This window comes from Thalassospira sp. MBR-102, from assembly GCF_040549275.1.
GTDB lineage: Bacteria > Pseudomonadota > Alphaproteobacteria > Rhodospirillales > Thalassospiraceae > Thalassospira > Thalassospira xiamenensis.
In genome coordinates, this window is the sequence record NZ_JBEPTC010000016.1 from 1 (window position 1) to 18,318 (window position 18,318).

Annotated in this window: 16 protein-coding genes and 1 pseudogene; 10 read left to right on the top strand and 7 right to left on the bottom strand. The window is 55.1% G+C overall.

Annotated elements, in window-relative coordinates:
* Together ABIE64_RS20835 and ABIE64_RS20840 are read left to right on the top strand one after the other, a co-directional pair.
* A pseudogene (locus ABIE64_RS20835) lies at nt 1–337 on the top strand (aldehyde dehydrogenase (NADP(+))); the annotation flags it as partial.
* Between the two features lie 59 nt (nt 338–396).
* Entirely contained in the window at nt 397–1,122 is a 726-nt protein-coding gene (locus ABIE64_RS20840) for a ribonuclease activity regulator RraA (RefSeq protein ID WP_354378496.1), read from the top strand.
* A gap of 84 nt (nt 1,123–1,206) precedes the next feature.
* Here the strand turns inward: ABIE64_RS20840 and ABIE64_RS20845 are convergent, their stop codons facing one another.
* The 5 genes from ABIE64_RS20845 to xylF all read right to left on the bottom strand — a co-directional run bounded on the left by ABIE64_RS20845 (nt 1,207) and on the right by xylF (nt 6,947).
* On the bottom strand, nt 1,207–2,451 hold the full coding sequence (locus ABIE64_RS20845; RefSeq protein ID WP_354378497.1) for an ROK family protein: 1,245 nt from the start codon (nt 2,449–2,451) through the stop codon (nt 1,207–1,209).
* A gap of 105 nt (nt 2,452–2,556) precedes the next feature.
* Complete coding sequence (locus ABIE64_RS20850) at nt 2,557–3,738, bottom strand: fumarylacetoacetate hydrolase family protein (RefSeq protein ID WP_063094573.1); 1,182 nt, start codon at nt 3,736–3,738, stop codon at nt 2,557–2,559.
* Nucleotides 3,735–4,553, bottom strand: coding sequence for an ATP-binding cassette domain-containing protein (locus ABIE64_RS20855; RefSeq protein ID WP_071240612.1), 819 nt, complete (start codon nt 4,551–4,553; stop codon nt 3,735–3,737). Before ABIE64_RS20855 ends, ABIE64_RS20850 begins: the two co-directional genes overlap by 4 nt.
* Nucleotides 4,554–4,565: 12 nt before the next feature.
* Nucleotides 4,566–5,831, bottom strand: coding sequence for a sugar ABC transporter permease (locus ABIE64_RS20860; RefSeq protein WP_202965941.1), 1,266 nt, complete (start codon nt 5,829–5,831; stop codon nt 4,566–4,568).
* A gap of 84 nt (nt 5,832–5,915) precedes the next feature.
* On the bottom strand, nt 5,916–6,947 hold the full coding sequence (gene xylF, locus ABIE64_RS20865; RefSeq protein WP_354378498.1) for a D-xylose ABC transporter substrate-binding protein: 1,032 nt from the start codon (nt 6,945–6,947) through the stop codon (nt 5,916–5,918).
* Between the two features lie 244 nt (nt 6,948–7,191).
* On the opposite strand from xylF, the gene ABIE64_RS20870 reads away from it, so the two are divergent.
* From ABIE64_RS20870 to ABIE64_RS20885, 4 genes are all read left to right on the top strand, one after another.
* Nucleotides 7,192–7,953: an SDR family NAD(P)-dependent oxidoreductase gene (locus ABIE64_RS20870; RefSeq protein WP_354378499.1), complete on the top strand. Its 762-nt coding sequence runs from the start codon at nt 7,192–7,194 to the stop codon at nt 7,951–7,953.
* A gap of 64 nt (nt 7,954–8,017) precedes the next feature.
* Nucleotides 8,018–10,183 (top strand): dihydroxy-acid dehydratase domain-containing protein, encoded by a 2,166-nt coding sequence (locus ABIE64_RS20875; RefSeq protein ID WP_354378500.1) that lies wholly within the window; start codon nt 8,018–8,020, stop codon nt 10,181–10,183.
* A gap of 112 nt (nt 10,184–10,295) precedes the next feature.
* Entirely contained in the window at nt 10,296–10,991 is a 696-nt protein-coding gene (locus ABIE64_RS20880) for a dienelactone hydrolase family protein (protein WP_071240607.1), read from the top strand.
* A gap of 137 nt (nt 10,992–11,128) precedes the next feature.
* Complete coding sequence (locus tag ABIE64_RS20885) at nt 11,129–11,971, top strand: fumarylacetoacetate hydrolase family protein (RefSeq protein ID WP_354378501.1); 843 nt, start codon at nt 11,129–11,131, stop codon at nt 11,969–11,971.
* Nucleotides 11,972–12,031: 60 nt separating this feature from the next.
* Here ABIE64_RS20885 and ABIE64_RS20890 read toward each other — a convergent pair whose 3' ends face one another.
* Nucleotides 12,032–13,621, bottom strand: coding sequence for an FGGY-family carbohydrate kinase (locus ABIE64_RS20890; RefSeq protein WP_071240605.1), 1,590 nt, complete (start codon nt 13,619–13,621; stop codon nt 12,032–12,034).
* A 222-nt stretch (nt 13,622–13,843) separates the two neighbouring features.
* On the opposite strand from ABIE64_RS20890, the gene ABIE64_RS20895 reads away from it, so the two are divergent.
* Nucleotides 13,844–14,578, top strand: a complete 735-nt coding sequence (locus tag ABIE64_RS20895) for an HAD family hydrolase (RefSeq protein WP_354378502.1) — start codon at nt 13,844–13,846, stop codon at nt 14,576–14,578.
* A gap of 7 nt (nt 14,579–14,585) precedes the next feature.
* Here ABIE64_RS20895 and ABIE64_RS20900 read toward each other — a convergent pair whose 3' ends face one another.
* Entirely contained in the window at nt 14,586–15,317 is a 732-nt protein-coding gene (locus ABIE64_RS20900) for a FadR/GntR family transcriptional regulator (protein WP_037988586.1), read from the bottom strand.
* A 133-nt stretch (nt 15,318–15,450) separates the two neighbouring features.
* Between ABIE64_RS20900 and ABIE64_RS20905 the strand changes: the two genes are divergently transcribed.
* From ABIE64_RS20905 to ABIE64_RS20915, 3 genes are all read left to right on the top strand, one after another.
* Nucleotides 15,451–16,434, top strand: coding sequence for an aldose epimerase family protein (locus tag ABIE64_RS20905; protein WP_354378503.1), 984 nt, complete (start codon nt 15,451–15,453; stop codon nt 16,432–16,434).
* Between the two features lie 85 nt (nt 16,435–16,519).
* Entirely contained in the window at nt 16,520–17,236 is a 717-nt protein-coding gene (locus tag ABIE64_RS20910; protein ID WP_007091578.1) for a FadR/GntR family transcriptional regulator, read from the top strand.
* Nucleotides 17,237–17,360: 124 nt separating this feature from the next.
* Nucleotides 17,361–18,263 (top strand): SMP-30/gluconolactonase/LRE family protein, encoded by a 903-nt coding sequence (locus tag ABIE64_RS20915; RefSeq protein ID WP_354378504.1) that lies wholly within the window; start codon nt 17,361–17,363, stop codon nt 18,261–18,263.
* Nucleotides 18,264–18,318 lie beyond the last annotated feature (55 nt).

Genomic DNA, 18,318 nt, shown 5'->3' on the forward strand with positions numbered 1-18,318 from the left:
GCTTGGGCTTGTTGTCCGGGTCAAGGACATTGCCGAAATGCAGGCGATTGCCAGGGCGCTTGAAGGTCAGCTGACCTGCACGATCCATATGGATGGCGGGGATGCGGCGGATGCGCGTTCGCTGCTGCCGATCCTGGAACGCAAGGCGGGGCGTATTCTGGCCAATGGTTTCCCGACCGGGGTTGAGGTTTGCGACACCATGGTGCATGGCGGGCCATACCCGGCATCGACCAATTTCGGTGCGACGTCGGTTGGTACCATGTCGATCCGTCGCTTCCTGCGTCCGGTCTGCTATCAGAACATCCCGGCGGATGTCCTGCCGGCTGATTTGGCCTGATCGTATTTCATTGATTTGCCGGGATGATTACGCCCCGGCGTACCTACGGAGTTCATATAATGAGCGATTATGTCCTTGGCGACGCAACGCGCGAGAAGCTTAAACGGGTCAGCACGGCCTCGCTTTGCACCGCCCTTTTTAAACGCGGCCTTCGGAACCAGTTTATTCAGGATGTCGGCCCGGTTGCGCCCAAAGGCGAAAACATGGTCGGGCAGGCTTATACCCTGCGCTATATCCCGGCGCGTGAAGATCGCAACCCGATCGAGGTTTTCCGTGATCCCAACCATCCGCAGCGTGTTGCGGTTGAACAATGCCCGGCTGGTCATGTTCTGGTGATGGATAGCCGCAAGGATGCCCGGGCGGCATCGGCGGGCTCGATCCTTGTGACCCGCCTGATGAAGCGCGGCGTTGTCGGTATCGTCACCGATGGTGGTTTCCGCGATGCGGAGGGTATTGGCAAACTTGATATTCACGCCTATCACAACCGTCCGTCGGCCCCGACCAACCTGACCCTGCACGAGGCCTATGACCTTAACGTGCCGATCGGGTGTGGCGATGCGCCGGTTTTCCCGGGGGATGTTCTGGTCGGCGACAAGGATGGCGTTGTTGTCATTCCGGCCCATCTTGCCGACGAACTGGCCGAAGAATGCGCAGGCATGGAGAGCTTCGAGGACTTCGTTCTGGAAGAAGTTCTGGCCGGCAAGCCGATCATCGGCCTTTATCCGGCGACCAAGGACGAAACCAAAGCCAATTATGAGGCATGGCGCAAAAAAACGGGTCGCTGATCCCGTTATGCTTTGCTGAATATCGCGTAAAGCCGCCCCGTTTCGGGTGGCTTTTTGCATTTCAGGTCTAGCCAAATGATCCGGTCAGTTTGCCGGTGGATTGGCAAACATGCTTTCGTCATGGCGCAAAAGGCTTTGGCCGATTGCACCCTGCAATGCCAGATCCTTGTCCCACGGCAGGTGGATGATCTTGGGCCCGTTACGCAGTTCCGGCACCTGTGCCTCGCGAAGGCCGCGTTCGATTTCCGGCTCCATCAAATCATAGGCCCGCGCGCCGGACCCGGTGATCAGGATGCGTTCCGGTCCCAGAAGGGCGATCAGATTGGCAATGCCATATCCGAGTACCTTTCCGGCGTGGCGGAACAGATCGGCAAGGTCTTCGTGGCCGTCGCGTGCCCGTTTGACCAGATCCATCATCTGTTTTTCGCTGGGATGCAGGTTGTTGGCATCGGGCATATCAATCAGGCCACTGGCATCGCGCAGAATGGCGTAATCCCCGATATAGGCTTCGATACAACCGCGTCGCCCGCAATTGCAAAGCGGCCCGTCGGGTTGATATTTCATGTGACCGAATTCGGCGGCAGCGCCAAAATGGCCATTATACACCGCCCCGTTCAGGACAAGCCCCATGCCGACGCCGTAGCCCAGCATGATGACGGCAAAATCACCATTGCCGCCAAGATCGTTATTCTGGGTGATGGCAGTTGCAATGCAGTTAGCATCGTTTGACATCTGTACAATGCCGCCAAAGCGTTCGCGCAACGGTTTGGTGATTGCGATATGTCGATTGCGAAGGGCCGGTGACCAGATGATTTCGCCGCTGTTGCTGTCGGCAACGCCCTGAATGGCGATACCGATCCCGATGGGCGGGTTTGGTGCAATGTCACGGTTATCGGAAATGAACTGATCAATCAGATCGCAAAGTGTTGTGACCAGCGATGTTTCATCAAGATCACGGGTGTTGATGCTGTGCTGGATGCTGCGTTCAATCTCGCCCTTGAAATTGCCCAGTGCGATTTCAACCAGATTGATCGTCAGCTTGACACCAATCACGCAGGCCGCGCTCGGCACAAGATCAAGCAAAACCTTGGGGCGGCCGCGCGTGGCACTTTGGCCGCTATTGCCATTTGTGCCGTTTGGTGTGCCTTGGGTTTCCTTTACCAGCCCCTGGGCAATCAGATCGGCGGTCAGCGATGTTACTGTCGCCGGGCTTAATCCGGTGGCGTTGCCGATATCGATACGGGCGGCAGGGCCATGAATACGCAGAAAACGCAGAATGGCAATCTGGGATGGCTGGCGTGGGGTATCGTGATCGGTTCGACGGCTCATCGGCGGGGCCTGTTATTCTGCAAGGCGGGATCGGAACCGGGGGCAAACCCGGTTCCGGATAAGGGCATGTTTTTTATCGTTTTGGCAAGCTGGTGATGCAGTGGGTTAAAGCAATCCACGTGCGGCCAGATTGGTCATCAGTGCCGTAATGCCAAAGGTCCATGGCGCAATGGTATCGGACCGCTCGACCTGATTGCAAAGCTTGCCGAGGCAGGGGGTCGAAATGGTAACGAGATCGCCCATTTCGTGGGTGAAGCCCTTGCCCTTGCCGCCACGATCATCGGTGGGAGCAAACATCGTGCCCAGAAACAGCATGAAGCCATCCGGATATTGATGATGTTTGCCGTATGCCTGTGCGGCGAGGCTTTCGGGTGAACGACTGATCTGGCTCATGGAGCTTCCGGCATCAAGGTGATAGCCATCCTGTCCGTCGACCGCCATTTTAAGATCGGCCTGCTTGACGGTTTCAAGCGTGAAATTACCATCAAAAATGCGGATGAACGGCCCGATGGCGCAGGAGCCGTTATTGTCCTTTGCCTTGCCCAGAAGCAGGGCGGAGCGGCCTTCGACGTCGCGCAGATTGACATCATTGCCAAGGGTTGCGCCGACGATTTTGCCCTTTGAGCTGACAGCCAGAACTACTTCGGGTTCCGGGTTGTTCCAGTTTGAAATCGGATGCAGGCCGACATGCGCGCCATGACCAACGGCGGACATCGGCGGGGATTTGGTAAAGATTTCCGCATCCGGGCCAATCCCGACTTCCAGATATTGCGACCATGCGCCTTTGGCGATCAGGACTTCCTTGATGTCTGCGGCCTTTTTCGATCCCGGTTCGATTTGCGACAGGTCATCGCCGATGATGCCGGTGATTTCGGTGCGAATCAGATCGGCCTTGCTGGCGTCCCCACGCGCCTGTTCTTCGATCACACGTTCCAGAAGGCTTGCGACAAATGTCACGCCACTGGCCTTGATCGCCTGAAGGTCATTTGGGCTGAGCAAATGAAGTGTTTGCGATCCGGCGCCGGGTTTGGATGCTGCTGCAACGTCATCAAGCGTACCCACCAGCGGGAAACCGGACGGATTGCGAAGCTGCGATACCAGGTCATCGCGTTCAAGAAGCTGACTGATGGTCGGGGCCAGTTTGCTGATATCGCGAAGGTTGCCCTGATCGACAACAACCGGGGTCGGGCCGGAAACGCGCGGGTCCCAGACGCGACCAACCAGAATGGCATTGCCATGATCGTCGGGCAGGATGTCGCTTGCGGTATTTGGGAAGTCGATAGTCATTGAAGGGCCTCTTTGTTCGGGGCGTTGGTGGCACCCGGTCCGGCAAGATGCAAAAGATGATCGGGCATTTTGCCCAGAATGATCATTCCAAGAACGTCATCATGGGTAACATCTTTGGTCGGGACGGTGCCGACCAGCTTGCCGTTCTTCATAACATGCAAACGATCAGACAAATCAAACACATCATGAAGATCGTGACTGATCAACAAAATACCGAGACCGTCACGTTTTAGCTGATCAATCAGTTCACCGACCATGCGGGTTTCATGCACGCCAAGGGCGGCACAGGGCTCATCCATGATCAGAACGCGGGCTTCGAACAAAAGGGCACGCGCAATTGCCACCGATTGCCGTTGCCCGCCCGAAAGTGCAGAAACGGGGGATGTGAATTTATGGAAATTCGGGTTCAGGCGATGAAGCACTTCACGCGCCTTGTGTTCCATCGCGGCATCGTCAAGAAAGCCAAATTTATCAACGATTTCACGGCCGAGAAACAGGTTCTGCGCGGCATCAAGATTATCGGCAAGGGCAAGGTTCTGATAGATGGTTTCGATATTGTTGTCGCGCGCATCGCGGGCGTTTTCAATCTTGGCTTCGCGGCCATCAACAATGATCTGGCCGGTGTCGGCCTTATATGCACCCGAAAGCACCTTGATCAGGGTTGATTTGCCAGCGCCATTATGACCCAGAACGCCGACGACTTCGCCGGGATAAAGATCAATGGAAACCCCATCGACCGCCTTGACCCCGCCAAAGCTGATATGGATGTCGCGCATTTCGACCAGCGGGCTTTGACCGGTTTTGATATCGTTCATTTCCCCATACTCCTAACTGGTCGGGTCGCTATAACGACGATGGAAATATTTGTCGCTGAACACGGCAAGGACAAGCACAAGGCCGATGACGATGCTTTGCAGTGATGTATCAACACCCAGAAGCGCCATGCCGCTTTGCAGGCTTTGCATCACAAGGGCACCGATCAGCGCGCCATAGATGGTGCCGACACCGCCGGCCAGCGACGTTCCGCCGATCACAACCGCGGCAATCACGCGCAATTCGTCAAGCGTGCCAAGGTCATTGCCCGCCGATTGCAGGCGTGCCGATGAAATCGCCGCACTGATCGCGCACAGAACTCCCATCAGGGCAAAAACCGCAACCGTCATGCGTTTGACGTTAATGCCTGCCAGTTCGGCGGCCTGTGGGTTGCCGCCCATGGCGAAAACGTAGCGCCCGAACCGGGTGCGTTTGGCAACGATGGTCAGAACAATCGCCACAAGGGCAACAATCAGAAGCGGAATCGGAATGCCGTGCGAAATCATAAGGTTTTCCGGCGTCACCGGAATACCGCGATCTTCAAGAATGCGTTCGGCTGCACGTTCGGGTAGATGATAGGCGTTCAATGTGATGATCGCCACCAGAACCAGCCCGGCCTTGATCAGTGTATTGGTATATTCCGCCCAGATCGGTTTGACCGGGAACTGGAAGGAAAGCCTGCGGCGACGTTCCATGATGGCGGCATAGATGATGGCGACAATGGAGATGGCTGCGACAATCCAGCTCCAGGTTGCGCCAATCGTGCCTTCGATCCCGCCGCCCAGCAGCATGAAATTGTGATCAAGCGGGGCAACAGTACGCCCTTGCGTGACCCACCATGCCGCCCCGCGCCAGACCAGAAGCCCGCCCAGGGTCACGATAAAGGCCGGAACGCCAAGATAACCAACGGCAAGCCCCTGTATGCCACCAATTGTCGCCCCGATCACCAACCCGACAAGAAGGGTGATGATCCATGTCATCGGGTGGTTGTATTCAAGGAATTGCGGCAGGATGTCGGATTGCACGACACCCATGATCATCGCAAGAACACCCAGTATCGCACCGACCGAAAGGTCGATATGGCGGGTGACGATAATCAGCACCATCCCGCACGCCATCACGGCAACGGATGCCGTCTGAACCGACAGGTTGAAGATATTGCGCGGGGTGATGAAGCGTCCGCCGGATGCGATGTCAAAGCCGATCCAGATAACCAGAAGCACAACGGCGAGCCCCACAAGGCGGCGGTCGACTTCCATCTTGGCAAGTAGTCTTGTCATGTAAAATGCTCGTCAGGCAGCGGGGCCGGTCGATCAGATGCGGCCGGCCCCGGGGTTTAACAAGGTCGGAGGGAGGAAACCTGCCTAGTTACAGGCAGCGACCTTGCCGCTTTCAACCCCTTTGCAGACGACGTCCTTGGATACCCAGCCCGCGTCGATCACAAGATCAAGCTTGTTCTTGGTGATCGCGACCGGATCAAGGAAGTAGGACTTCATGGTGACACCGTTCGGGCTGTTCCAATCCTGGGTTCCTTCGACGTCCCCCAGTTTGGTGCCCTTTGCCAGTTCAACCGCGATTTCGGCCGCGCGCTGTCCCAGAAGGCGGGCATCTTTCCAGACCGAAACCGTCTGGGTGCCAAGCGCAACACGGTTAAGGGCGGCGTGATCGCCATCCTGACCGGAAACCGGAATGCCTTGCATGCCCTGAGCGGAAAGGGCGGCCACAACGCCACCCGCTGTGCCGTCATTCGAGGCGACAACGGCGTCAACCTTGTTGTCGGCGGCAGTCAGGAACTGTTCCATGTTGCGCTGGGCGATAGCTGGCTGCCAGCTATCGGTATAGGCTTCGCCGACGACCTTGATATCGCCGCTATCAATTGCTGCCTGAAGGATTTCAAGCTGGCCTTCATGCAGGATATTGGCGTTCGGGTCGGTCGGTGCGCCTTTGATGAATACGTAATTGCCTTTCGGCTGCTGGGCAAACACGGCTTCGGCCTGAAGACGGCCGACTTCCTTGTTGTTGAACGTAATGTAATAGGCGTTCGGGTCTTCGATCAGGCGGTCGTAGCCAACCACCGGAATGCCTTCATTGATCGCCTGCGTTACTGCAGCACCAATGGATGAGGAATCCTGTGCCAGAACGATTAAGGCATCTGCACCACGCGAAATCAGGCTTTCGATATCGGAAAGCTGTTTGGAGGGCGAGCTTTGGGCGTCTGCGCTGATATATTGTGCGCCAGCTGCTTCAAGCGCCTTCACAATGGCGGCTTCGTCGGTTTTCCAGCGTTCTTCCTGGAAGTTCGACCAGCTGACACCAACGATCAGATCGTCGGCAAAGGCGTTAGCGGAAAACAGCACGGCACCGGCCAGTGCGACCGAGGAGAGGAGTTTTTTCATCTGTTTCTTCCCTGAATGATATGTGTCTTGCAGTGACATTTATTTTTGTTGTCGAAAAAATGTTGACGCCTTCGATCCGTCCTGTCAAATTTTTTTTAATGAATAAATTAAAAATCTCGCTTATTACGCTCAAATCCACCGTTAATCCGCATCATTGGTTGATTTCAGGCGGATTTGAGTTGGTGCAGCGCAGCATTTAATTTGATAGTGAAAAATAAAAGATGAAAACAAGTCAGGGAACGTCATGACAGCGAGTTATCACGACATAGAGGGCAAATCGGTTCTGGTGACCGGTGGCGCGTCGGGCATCGGGGCGTCTATCGTCCGGGCTTTTTGTGCGCAGGGTGCGCGGGTCGGCTTTTTTGATATCGATGATGCTGCCGCGGGAAAACTGTGTGCCGAAATCGAAAACGATCTGGCCGTGCGCCCGCATTATATGTCGCTTGATCTGCGTGATCAGGTTCGGATTCCCAGGGCCGTTACCGAAATGGCATCGAAAATCGGTGCGATTGATGTGCTGGTCAATAATGCCGCCCGCGATGACCGCCACAGTCCAGAAGAAACCGGGCCGGATGAATGGCGTGACAAGCTTGATGTCAATCTGTCACATCAGTTTTTCTGTTCGCGTGCCGTGGCAAAGGGCATGGCCGAAAAGGGCCGTGGCAGCATCATTAATTTCAGTTCGGTAAGTTACTTGATGGGGTTGCCCGATCTGGTCGGTTATGAAACCGCCAAGGCTGGCATTGTCGGCATGACACGCGCCTTGGCACGTGACTGGGGTGCGGATGGCATTCGGGTCAATACCGTGATTCCGGGCTGTATTATTACCCAGCGCCAGCTTGACCTTTGGATCAGCCCCGCGGACGAGGAACGCATTCAGGAACAGCAATGCGTCAAACGCCGTCTTGTCGGGGATGATGTTGCGCAGATGGTACTTTTCCTAGCATCTGACGTATCATCGGCATGTTCGTCACAAAGCTTTATCGTCGATGGTGGACTTGTCTGATAGTCTGCCACCAATCAAATAAATTCGCACCATTTCGTCCCGCTTCCCGCAGTCAGAGTCCATCATGCCCCAATCCCGATCCATCCCTAATACCATTACCATCGACGAAAAAGCCAATCCCTATCGCGACTGTATTCAGGGGCTGGCTAATCAGCCGATTACTGTTGTTCGACTATTGCGTGATGCGGTGAATGAAAACCCGGTTGTGGCCAGCGACCGGAAATTCAATGTGCCCGAAATCCGCGATGTGGTCGGGCGTTTGGTGGAAAACCGGCCACGCATTGCGATTATTGGCGGGGCCCCGGATCATCCGGCGCATTTGCTGGATCGGCCACAGGCTTTGATGGCAGCAATTCGCATATGGGAAATGGGCGGGGTGCCGTTCCTGTTTCATGTGCCGGTGATTTGTGATGGCACCGCGCAGAACAATATCGGCCAAAGCTATTCCCTGGCGTCGCGCAACCACACGGCTGCTGCGGTCAATATCACCTTTGAAGGTCACAGTTATCATGCGGCTTATGTCATTGCCGGGTGCGACAAATCCCCCGCCGCGGTAGTGGCCGGTTTGGCGGCCGCCGATCAGGCACGCAAATATCGTGGTGATCAGGCTCCGGTCTGGGCGGTGTTCGCCCCGTCCCACGTTCTGAAGGGCGGGGAAATTCCCGATGGAACCCGCCGTTTGCTGGATAAAATTGCCGAAGACGCGGATCGGGCCAGGCATGATGACCTTGGTTCCGATATTCGAGAAAACATGCGCTATATCCTGCAATGCACGTCTGACGAAGCCTTTGCCGGGTTGCTGGACCGGGCGCGGTTATTGGGCATTATCGATGGCAAGATGGAGCGCCGGGTTCTTGATGAGCTTGCCGGGGCGACCTGTGATTCCAAGGGGGGAATTTGCGCCTTTAACGGCACGGGCAATTCATCGCGGACGATGCTGGCTGCCTTTGGCCTGACACCGCCGGAGCTGGAGTTGCTGACCGATGTGCCGCCCTATGCGGCAGTGGCGGCCGGGATTGATGCGCTGTTTGGGGTCTTCAACAAACCCGAATATGCGATCAGCAATCTGTTGAAACGCAACTTTGCCAATTTCGTGCGTATTCATAATGCCACGGGGTCAAGCAGCAACATGCTGCTGCATTTGCCCTTCATGATGCGCTATGCCGGGTTTGACGTGACGATTGATGATTATCAGGATGTGCGTCTTAAAACACCGGTGCCGGAAATCTTCGCCCATAGCCTGACGGAAAATCGAGACACCTTTGTTCTGGCCCAGCAAATGGCCGAAGGCAAAAATCGCGGTATGGAAAGTATCTATCGCGTTCTTGCCGACCTTGGTGTGGCGATGGATCTGGATGCGCCGACGGTGCTGGGCAAAACATGGGGGGAGAGGATTGCCAATCTTGAAAAACCCGTTGATCTGTCGCTGGGTGATAAGTCGGTTATCCGGGCGACCCCTGTACGCAAGCGGTCCGGCGTGGATGTTCTGACCGGCAGCTTCTTTGAAAATTGTGCGGTCAAGACATCGGGCATGAGTGACCAACTGATCGAACATTTCGACAATCACGTTTTCATCGTGCGTTATTACGAAAACGAGCATGTCTGTAACGCTGATTTTGCCTCGCCCGATCTGGTGACGCGTTTGATTGAAACCGATGGCGTGGACGAAGAACTGATTGCTGCCGTGGTCCGGCGCAATGGCGGCAACCGGGTTGATATGGATGCGCCCAAGGACATGCTGGCACAGGGGCATTTGTCCTTTGCCTTTGTGATTGGCGGGCAGGGGCCGGAAGCCTATGGCATGCCGGAAATGTTTTCACCTTCACAGAATCTGCGCCACCATCGCATCCTTGAAGCATCCAGCATGCTGATCACCGATGGTCGTTATTCCGGCGTGACCAAGGGGGCATGTATCGGCCATATGGTGCCAGAGGCATTCGTGGGGGGCGGTATCGGTCATTTGCGTGATGGTGATGTGTTGCGTCTTGATCTGACCAAAAATACGCTTGATTGGCTGGATCGCGATGCGTTCCTTGCAGGCACCGAAACGGCCGGAAGCCCGGTTGATCTGGACGATCGTGCGCCATTATTTGCCGAACGGCAAAAACGCATGATCGCGCGTCAATTCGATATCGCGGCCAGCAATGTGATGGATCATGTATCGAACGCGGCACGCGGGATTGTCCCCGGTGTGGTGGATCGTCGTGCGGTCAATCCGTGGCGAAACTGATCTGAGGGGCAGGGATTTCTACTACGCCCTTGCGAAATCAGTATGATCCAATACCTCATCAGGGAAAGAACCGGCGTCGCCGGAAAATCCGATATCGACAAGGAGGATCATCATGACCAGCAAGCTGACCGTGCAGACGCCGGACGGAAATTTCGATGCCTATGTCGCCATGCCGACCAAATTACCGGCACCGGTGGTGGTGGTTATTCAGGAAATCTTTGGTGTGAATGCCGTCATGCGCGGAATTGCCGATGATTATGCCAAACAGGGCTATATCGCGGTTTGTCCTGATCTGTTCTGGCGGATCGAGCCGGGGATCGAAATCACCGACAAGACCGAAGAAGAATGGAAACAGGCATTTGGCTATTATCAGGCATTCAATGTCGATAAAGGCGTCGAGGATATTGCGGCAACCCTGACGGCAGCACGCAAGATTGATGGTGCAAATGGTAAGGCAGGTGTTGTCGGTTTCTGCCTTGGCGGCCTTTTGACCTTCCTGTCGGCGACGCGCACCGATGGCGATGCCTTTGCAGTCTATTACGGCGGCGGCATGAACAATTATGTCGGCGAAGCCGGGAAGATAAAACAGCCGGTGATCATTCACTTGGCCGGGAATGATGAATATATCCCCGCCGATGCACAGGCCGTTATCAAGGATGCGCTTGATGACCATCCGTTGACCGAGCTTCATTTCTATCCCGGTCGCGATCATGCGTTTGCGCGCAAGGGCGGGGCGCATTACGACGAGAAGGATGCAGAAACCGCCAATGCGCGGACGGCCGAGTTTTTCCAAGCCAATCTTGTGTGATCGTCACAACGTGATCCCAACGAGGGCCGCAAATCTGCGGCCCTTTTAATTTACAAGATCAATGATCGTTGCTGGACCAAGGGATGGTTTATTTGTATGAGGAATGCAAATAAACCGATCATGGGAGGAATAAGTAAATGAAACTTCTGCGTTTTGGAGCTGCCGGTGCGGAAAAGCCCGGGCTTCTTGATCCGGATGGTGTAATCCGCGATCTTTCAGCGGTGATCGAGGATTTTAATCCCGATACCATTTCCGATGCGACCTTTGCCAAAATCGCAGCCCTTGATCCCAAAAACCTTCCGGCAGTTTCGGGCAATCCGCGAATTGGTGCCTGTATTGCCAAACCGGGCAAGTTCATTTGCATCGGTTTGAACTATTCCGATCATGCCGCCGAGGCGGGCATGCAGGTGCCGCCCGAGCCGATCATCTTTTTCAAGGCAACATCGGCGGTTTGCGGCCCGAATGATGATATCGAAATCCCGCGTGGGTCGGAAAAATCTGACTGGGAGGTTGAGCTGGGCATCGTGATCGGCAAGCAAGCCAAATATGTGACCGAGGCGGAGGCGCTTGCCCATGTTGCCGGTTATTGCGTGGTCAATGATGTGTCTGAGCGCGCGTTTCAGCTTGAACATGCCGGACAATGGGTAAAGGGCAAAAGCCACGATACTTTCGGCCCGATTGGCCCGTGGCTGGTGACGCGGGACGAGATTGCCAACCCACAGAACCTTCGCCTTTGGCTGGAGCTGAACGGCGAACGCGTTCAGAATGGCAGCACGGCAACCATGGTTTACGGCGTTGCCCATCTGATCAGCTATCTGTCGAAATTCATGACCCTGCAGCCGGGCGACATCATCACGACTGGCACCCCGCCCGGTGTTGGCATGGGCATGACGCCGCAACGCTTCCTGAAACCCGGAGATATCATGCAACTTGGTGTTGAAGGGCTGGGAAGCCAGCGTCAGAAAACCGTTCAGGCCTGATGAGGCTTGTGAACAAAATGAAAAGCCCCGCAGTGTATGTTGCGGGGCTTTTTTGATGAATCAGCCTACGGCCATGGCATCAAGTTCCTGCCGGTGGGCATGAAGCTTGTGAAAAATGGCATAGCGCCGATCATGGGCGTCCTTTGCGGTTTGGTCCGGGGCGAGGATGGTTTCCTTGCCAGCCATCCGGCGCGATGCAAGGGCAAGACCGCCTTCGGGATCAAGGGCCGCAGCACCAAGCATGGCGGAACCCAGTAGGACCGGTTCGGCGCAATCGGACATCACGACATTGCATCCGGTAACATCGGCATAAAGCTTGACCAGAAGCGGGCTTGCGGTGTGTCCGCCGCTGAGATGGATGTGTTTGATGTCATAACCCGTCGCGTTCAGCGCATCGATGATATGGCGTGTGCCATAGGCAATCGCGCAGGCAGTTGCCCAGTAAAGGTCAAGGAAGCTTTCCTCGCTTTGATCAAGGCTGAGACCTGAAATCACGCCGAGTGCTTCTGAGTCGGCAAGTGGCGACCGATTGCCATGAAAATCGGGCAGAACATGCAGTCGGGGCGCAAGATCGGGTGTTTCCATCATCCGGGGCAAAAGTTTTTCCCCTGCAAGCTTGTGCGCATCACGGCCCATGTCATGCGAAAACGGATGCATCGCCACGATATGATCAAGCAGCGCACCGGTTGCAGACTGACCGCCTTCGTTGAGCCAAAGACCCGGCGCAATCGCCCCGAAATAGGGCCCCCAGACACCTTTAATGAAACGCGGTTCGGAGGATAGAGCCATATGGCAAGTGGATGTTCCGGCAATCATGGCAAAGCGTTCATCAAGATTGCCATCCAGATATTCGCCAAGCGTACCAAGGGCACCTGCATGAGCATCAATCAAGCCTGCCCCCACGACGCAATCGGTGGTCAGGCCAAGTTCGGCGGCCCCCCGATCTGACAGATTGCCGATCAGATCACCAACACCCAATGCCTTGCGGTCAATTCCGGCCTTGGCAGGGAAATCTTCCAGGCCGATCTGATCAAGAAACGCGCGATCCCAAGGATATTTCTGGTGAGCCAGATAAGTCCATTTACAGGTGATCGTGCAGCAGGACCGGTCGTTGCTGCCGGTTGCGCGGAAAGACAGGAAATCGGCAAGGTCATATGCCGCGCCCATTTTATCCCAGTTCTGACGATGATGGCGTTTCAGCCACATCAGTTTGGGCAATTCCATTTCGGGGGACATGGTGCCGCCGATATATTCTAGCACCTTGGCGCCGGTTTTGGTGCATTCTTCGGCTTCGCGGATGGCACGGTGATCCATCCAGACAATAACATCCCAGTTATCCGCACCACCCGGTGTTACGCCAAGCGGACGGTTATCGGTATCGCGGATCACGAGCGAACAGGTGGCATCAAATCCGATGGCTGCGACCTGATCGGCGGCAATATTTGATTTTGCCAGCGCATCGCGAACCGACTGGCAAACCGATTGCCAGATATTTTCCGAGTCCTGTTCGACAAAATCAGGTTTTGGCTTGTTCATGGCGATGGCATGGGCAGCGCTGCCAAGCAAATTTCCATCGGCGCTAAACACGCCTGCGCGTGCGCTTCCGGTGCCAACATCCACACCGATGATGAACTTATCTGTAGGGCTCATTTGATCTTCCTCCCGCGGGGCCGATTGGTAGTGTGATGCGTTTTGAGCGCAAATCCGACCCTGATTTCAAGCGATTTCCGCGTATCTTTTTGTCCGCAATAAATTTACATGATGCGTAATTGAGCAAAAGTGCATCATTTGGTCAAATGCTCATTTTGGTTGACGGTGATATTCGCATTTGTATAGGCTTTTGTCATCAAACCCAATGAAGCCAGGTTCAACATGGCCCCCGGAAATGTCCAAGATAACGCCCGTACCCAGACACTGGCAACGATCATGACCGGTAAGGGTGTCGTTCTTTTTGATTGTGACGGTGTCCTGGTCGACAGCGAACCGATCTCCTTGGCGACACTTGTCGATGTGCTTGATCATTACGGTGCACCGCTAAGTCTAGCAGAAGTTGCAGCACGCTTTACCGGGCGATCAAGTGCCGCCCCGATCGAACATATCCGCCTTGAAACCGGACGTGACATCGCCCTCGAATTCAAGCCGTTCTTTTATGAGCGCCTGTTTGCCCGCTATGACGTTGAACTTCGGAAAACAGACGCAATCGATACGGTCCTTGCCGCGCTTAAAAAACGCAAGATCGCGTTTTGCATTTCATCAAGCAGTTCGGTGCAGCGGCTTGAACGGACAATGAAGGTGACGGGACTGGGCCATTGGTTCGGAACCGATATTTACAGTGCCGATTTCGTCCTGAACGGTAAACCGGCACCGGATCTGTTTTTATATGCCGCTGATAAAATGGGGTTTCGTCCGGATCAGGCAATCGTGATCGAGGATTCGATTGCCGGGGTGAAGGCCGCCGTGGCAGCAGGCATGACCTGCATCGGTTATATCGGGGGCGGGCATTATGCCGGGCAGCGTGAAGATGCATCGACCCGGCTTTATGACGCCGGGGCCGATATTGTTTTCGATGACATGCGTGATATCGTCACCCTGATCGAGCAGAGCTAGAGTCTGCCTAGCGCTGCCGCAGCAGGCTTTGATAGCGGGCCTGACTTTGGCTGAGATGTTCGCGCATTGCGGTGCGGGCCGTTTCGGCATCACGCGATGCAATTGCATCAAAGATGCGATGATGTTCGGCCAGAATTTTCTGCATATAGTTTTTCTGGTCTTCGACCTCGGGAGGGCGGCGGCGCAATTGCGCGCGCGGGATGGTTTTATCGCCCAGATGTTCGAGAAACTCGACATAACGCCGGTTATTGGTCGCATCGGCAATCGCGCGATGGAATTCGAAATCGGCCTTTTCGGTCGGATTGCCGCGTTCAAAGCAGTCGGTCATTTCCTGCAGGGCTTCGTATATTTTGGCCTGCTGGGCGGCAGAGCTTCGTGCACAGGCAAGACCGGCTGCCTCGATCTCGACGGCCATGCGCAGTTCAAGAATTTCCAGGACATCGGAAATCTGCGCGGAATCGACGGCAAAGATCGTACTGCCTAGTTTGCGCGGACTGGGAGCCAGCACAAATACACCTGCTCCTTGGCGCGGTTCGAGCAGGCCATCGGCCTTAAGGGCCGCGATGGCTTCGCGGACCACTGTGCGGCTGACGCCGAACTGTTCGGTCAAAACCGGCTCGGTCGGAAGTTTGCTGCCGGGCGTGCGCATGCCGCTTTCAATTTCGTGACGCAGGCTTGCAATGACCTTTTCGGTCAGCGAAACTTTTCGTGGCGCGTTCTGCGCGGAGTTGTTGCTCATTTTCTTGCTCTGCAAATCCGCTATGATCGGAACCGGATGTTAATAATGATGAATTTAACATCCTGAAATAGTCCTACGATGTTGGTGACGGAAAGTCATCATATGATTTTGATATAGTGATGAGGCGACGACAATGGCCAAATCGGCCGAACCGGAATATCGCTGGAACAGTGGCCCGTTCAGGGTCGGAATTGTGCCCCGCGGCGGGGCCATTTCGCGCATCGACTGGGTGCGTCCCGATGGTAACGGGGTGATCAATCTGTTGCGTCCGGTTGACGACTATGCCCTGACATCGGGCAATCCTTCGCATCTTGGATGTTTTCCGATGGTCCCCTTTGCCAACCGGCTGGGTTATGCCCAGTTCGAATTCGATGGCAAAACCATCAATGTTCCGGCAAATCGCGCACCGGACCCGCATGCCATTCACGGATTTGGTATTTCAAGCATCTGGGAGATCGAACGTCCAACGGTTGATACCATCCGGTTCAATCACAAACATGATGATCCGCAGACCGGTTTTTGTTATGTCGCCTGGCAGCAGATCAAGGTCGCAAACGATACCATTTCAATCGAAATCGGTGTGCGCCATCTTGGCAAGGACCCGATGCCATATGGGATCGGGTTGCATCCATGGTTCCCTGGCGGCGAAAGTGCGTGGGTACAGTTTGTTGCGACCGACTGTTTCGGAACGGACGAAGGCAAGTTACCCACTACGCGCACGGTGATCGATCTTGGTCGCGATTTTGCCGATGGAAAAATGATCCGCCATCACAAGGGGCTTGATATTCATTATATCGGCTGGAACAAACAGGCGACGATGGTCCGGGCAGACCGGCAGTTAAGCCTGCTTCTGGAAGCCAGCGATACGTTGGCGAATCTGCAATTCTATATCCCGGACAACGGCCAGACATTTTGTGTCGAACCGGTATCGCATGTGCCAAACGTCCATAATCGTCCCGATTTCAAGGAATTCGGCGATGTCAGGGTGCTGGGCTATCATGATACGCTTTCGGGTGTCATGACGCTTACGCCAAGCCTTTTGACCGGATCGGGTCATGGTCTTGTCGATCAGGATGAAGAGCAGATTGGCAGGCGCGATTATTCACTCGTCGACTGATTGCTTCCCCTTTACCCTGCAAGTGTTTGCCGATAAAACTTACAAGTAAGAATGACAAGATGACAAGTTGACGGGGATTGGGGAAATGACCGGCTTGCAACTTAAAATCCAGAAGCGTGAAAAGCTTGCGGATCAGCTTTACGGGCAGATACTTGAGCAGATTGTATCGGGCAATCTGTCCGAAGGGGCCAAGCTGCCCTCTGAAAATGAAATATGTGCATCCTTTGGTGTGTCGCGGCCCGTGGTGCGCGAAGCCCTGCGCAAATTGCAGTCTGACGGGTTGGTCTATGCCCGTCAGGGCGTTGGATCATTCGTCAAGAAACGACCACCACAAGGGTTGATCGAGTTTGGCGGGATCAATGATGTGGCCGGGTTACTGCGCTGTTTTGAAGCCCGCATTGCGATCGAGGGGGCAACCGCGCGCATGGCCGCCGAACGCGCCACACTGCGTCATCATCGCGACATCGAACGTGCGCTTAAGATGCTTGAAGAAGGCATTGCAGCCGGTGATATAGCCGATCAGGCGGATTTTGAGTTCCACATGTCAATCGCACGCGCCAGCGGCAATGATATCTTTGTCACCATGCTGACGTCCCTACATGGCGTGATTGCCAAAACCATGAATGTCGCCTTGAACATCACGCGCACCGGATCGGCCGAAAGGGTAAAAAAGGTTCTTTTGGAACATCGTCAGATTTATGACGCGATCCGTGGACAGGACGGCGAAAGCGCGGAATTGCTGATGCGCTATCACCTGCATCAAGCCCGCCAGCGGGTAACCGACCATGCGCGTGATATGTAACGTCGCGACTTCCACGCACAGAACATCCTGTAAAGTTTCCACGCAAATTTGTTGACAAGTGCCCCTGTGCGCCTGCACACAAGTCATGTGACGAATTGCGTCGGAAAGAATACAGGAACGGATCATGTCAGGTGATATTTCAGCCGTACAGCAGCCCCGCATTCTGCTGGAGGAACGGTTTGAACTGGGCGAATGCCCGAACTGGGACGGCGACAATAACCGCCTTTACTGGGCCGATATCATCGGTCAGAAAATCCATGCGCTTGATATCGAAACCGGGCAGCGCCATAGCTGGTCATTTGAAAGCGAAGTCGGCTGTTTCGGTCTGACCGATCAGGGGCGTCTGGTCGTGGCGCTGAAAAGTGACATTATCCTGTTTGATCCGAAAACCGGGGTGCGCGAAAAGCTTGCCGCGGTCGAAGGCGATAATGACATGAGCCGCACTAACGACGGCAAAATCGGCCCGGATGGGGCATTCTGGGTCGGCACCATGGATCAGAATGCCGACAAGCAGCCCGTGGCATCGCTGTATCGCGTGACCGGATCGGGGGAAGTCGAACACAAGGTCGGCGGGATCAAGATTTCCAACGGTCTGGCATGGTCGCCCGATGGCCGCATTATGTATCATTCGGATTCTCGTGGGCCTTGGGTCAATCGCTGGGATTTTGATGCCAAGACCGGCGCGATCCGTAATTGCCAGCGTTTCCTTGACCTTAACGACACGGTCGGACGCCCGGATGGTGCGGCGGTTGACATGGAAGGCTGTTATTGGAGTGCAGGCGTTTCGGCGGGCAAACTGAACCGTTTTGCCCCTGATGGTACCTTGTTGCTATCAATTGATATGCCGATGCCAAATCCGACCATGCCGTGCTTTGGCGGGGTGGATATGAAAACGCTTTATGTCACCAGTCACATGGAAAATTACCCGGCTGATAAACGCGCCGAATTCCCCGATGCGGGCAAACTTGTCATGCTGCGTGTCGATGTCGCGGGGGTGCCGGTCAACCGGTTCCGCGAAGATGTATAGATACTGAAAACAAAAGGGCCGTGCGGTTTGCAGCGCAAGGCCCCTTTGCCATTTT

Coding starts and splice junctions, on each gene's coding strand:
- ABIE64_RS20840 (WP_354378496.1), top strand. CDS start 397: ATGAGCGATTATGTCCTTGGCGACGCAACGCGCGAGAAGCTTAAACGG.
- ABIE64_RS20845 (WP_354378497.1), bottom strand. CDS start 2,451: ATGAGCCGTCGAACCGATCACGATACCCCACGCCAGCCATCCCAGATT.
- ABIE64_RS20850 (WP_063094573.1), bottom strand. CDS start 3,738: ATGACTATCGACTTCCCAAATACCGCAAGCGACATCCTGCCCGACGAT.
- ABIE64_RS20855 (WP_071240612.1), bottom strand. CDS start 4,553: ATGAACGATATCAAAACCGGTCAAAGCCCGCTGGTCGAAATGCGCGAC.
- ABIE64_RS20860 (WP_202965941.1), bottom strand. CDS start 5,831: ATGACAAGACTACTTGCCAAGATGGAAGTCGACCGCCGCCTTGTGGGG.
- xylF (WP_354378498.1), bottom strand. CDS start 6,947: ATGAAAAAACTCCTCTCCTCGGTCGCACTGGCCGGTGCCGTGCTGTTT.
- ABIE64_RS20870 (WP_354378499.1), top strand. CDS start 7,192: ATGACAGCGAGTTATCACGACATAGAGGGCAAATCGGTTCTGGTGACC.
- ABIE64_RS20875 (WP_354378500.1), top strand. CDS start 8,018: ATGCCCCAATCCCGATCCATCCCTAATACCATTACCATCGACGAAAAA.
- ABIE64_RS20880 (WP_071240607.1), top strand. CDS start 10,296: ATGACCAGCAAGCTGACCGTGCAGACGCCGGACGGAAATTTCGATGCC.
- ABIE64_RS20885 (WP_354378501.1), top strand. CDS start 11,129: ATGAAACTTCTGCGTTTTGGAGCTGCCGGTGCGGAAAAGCCCGGGCTT.
- ABIE64_RS20890 (WP_071240605.1), bottom strand. CDS start 13,621: ATGAGCCCTACAGATAAGTTCATCATCGGTGTGGATGTTGGCACCGGA.
- ABIE64_RS20895 (WP_354378502.1), top strand. CDS start 13,844: ATGGCCCCCGGAAATGTCCAAGATAACGCCCGTACCCAGACACTGGCA.
- ABIE64_RS20900 (WP_037988586.1), bottom strand. CDS start 15,317: ATGAGCAACAACTCCGCGCAGAACGCGCCACGAAAAGTTTCGCTGACC.
- ABIE64_RS20905 (WP_354378503.1), top strand. CDS start 15,451: ATGGCCAAATCGGCCGAACCGGAATATCGCTGGAACAGTGGCCCGTTC.
- ABIE64_RS20910 (WP_007091578.1), top strand. CDS start 16,520: ATGACCGGCTTGCAACTTAAAATCCAGAAGCGTGAAAAGCTTGCGGAT.
- ABIE64_RS20915 (WP_354378504.1), top strand. CDS start 17,361: ATGTCAGGTGATATTTCAGCCGTACAGCAGCCCCGCATTCTGCTGGAG.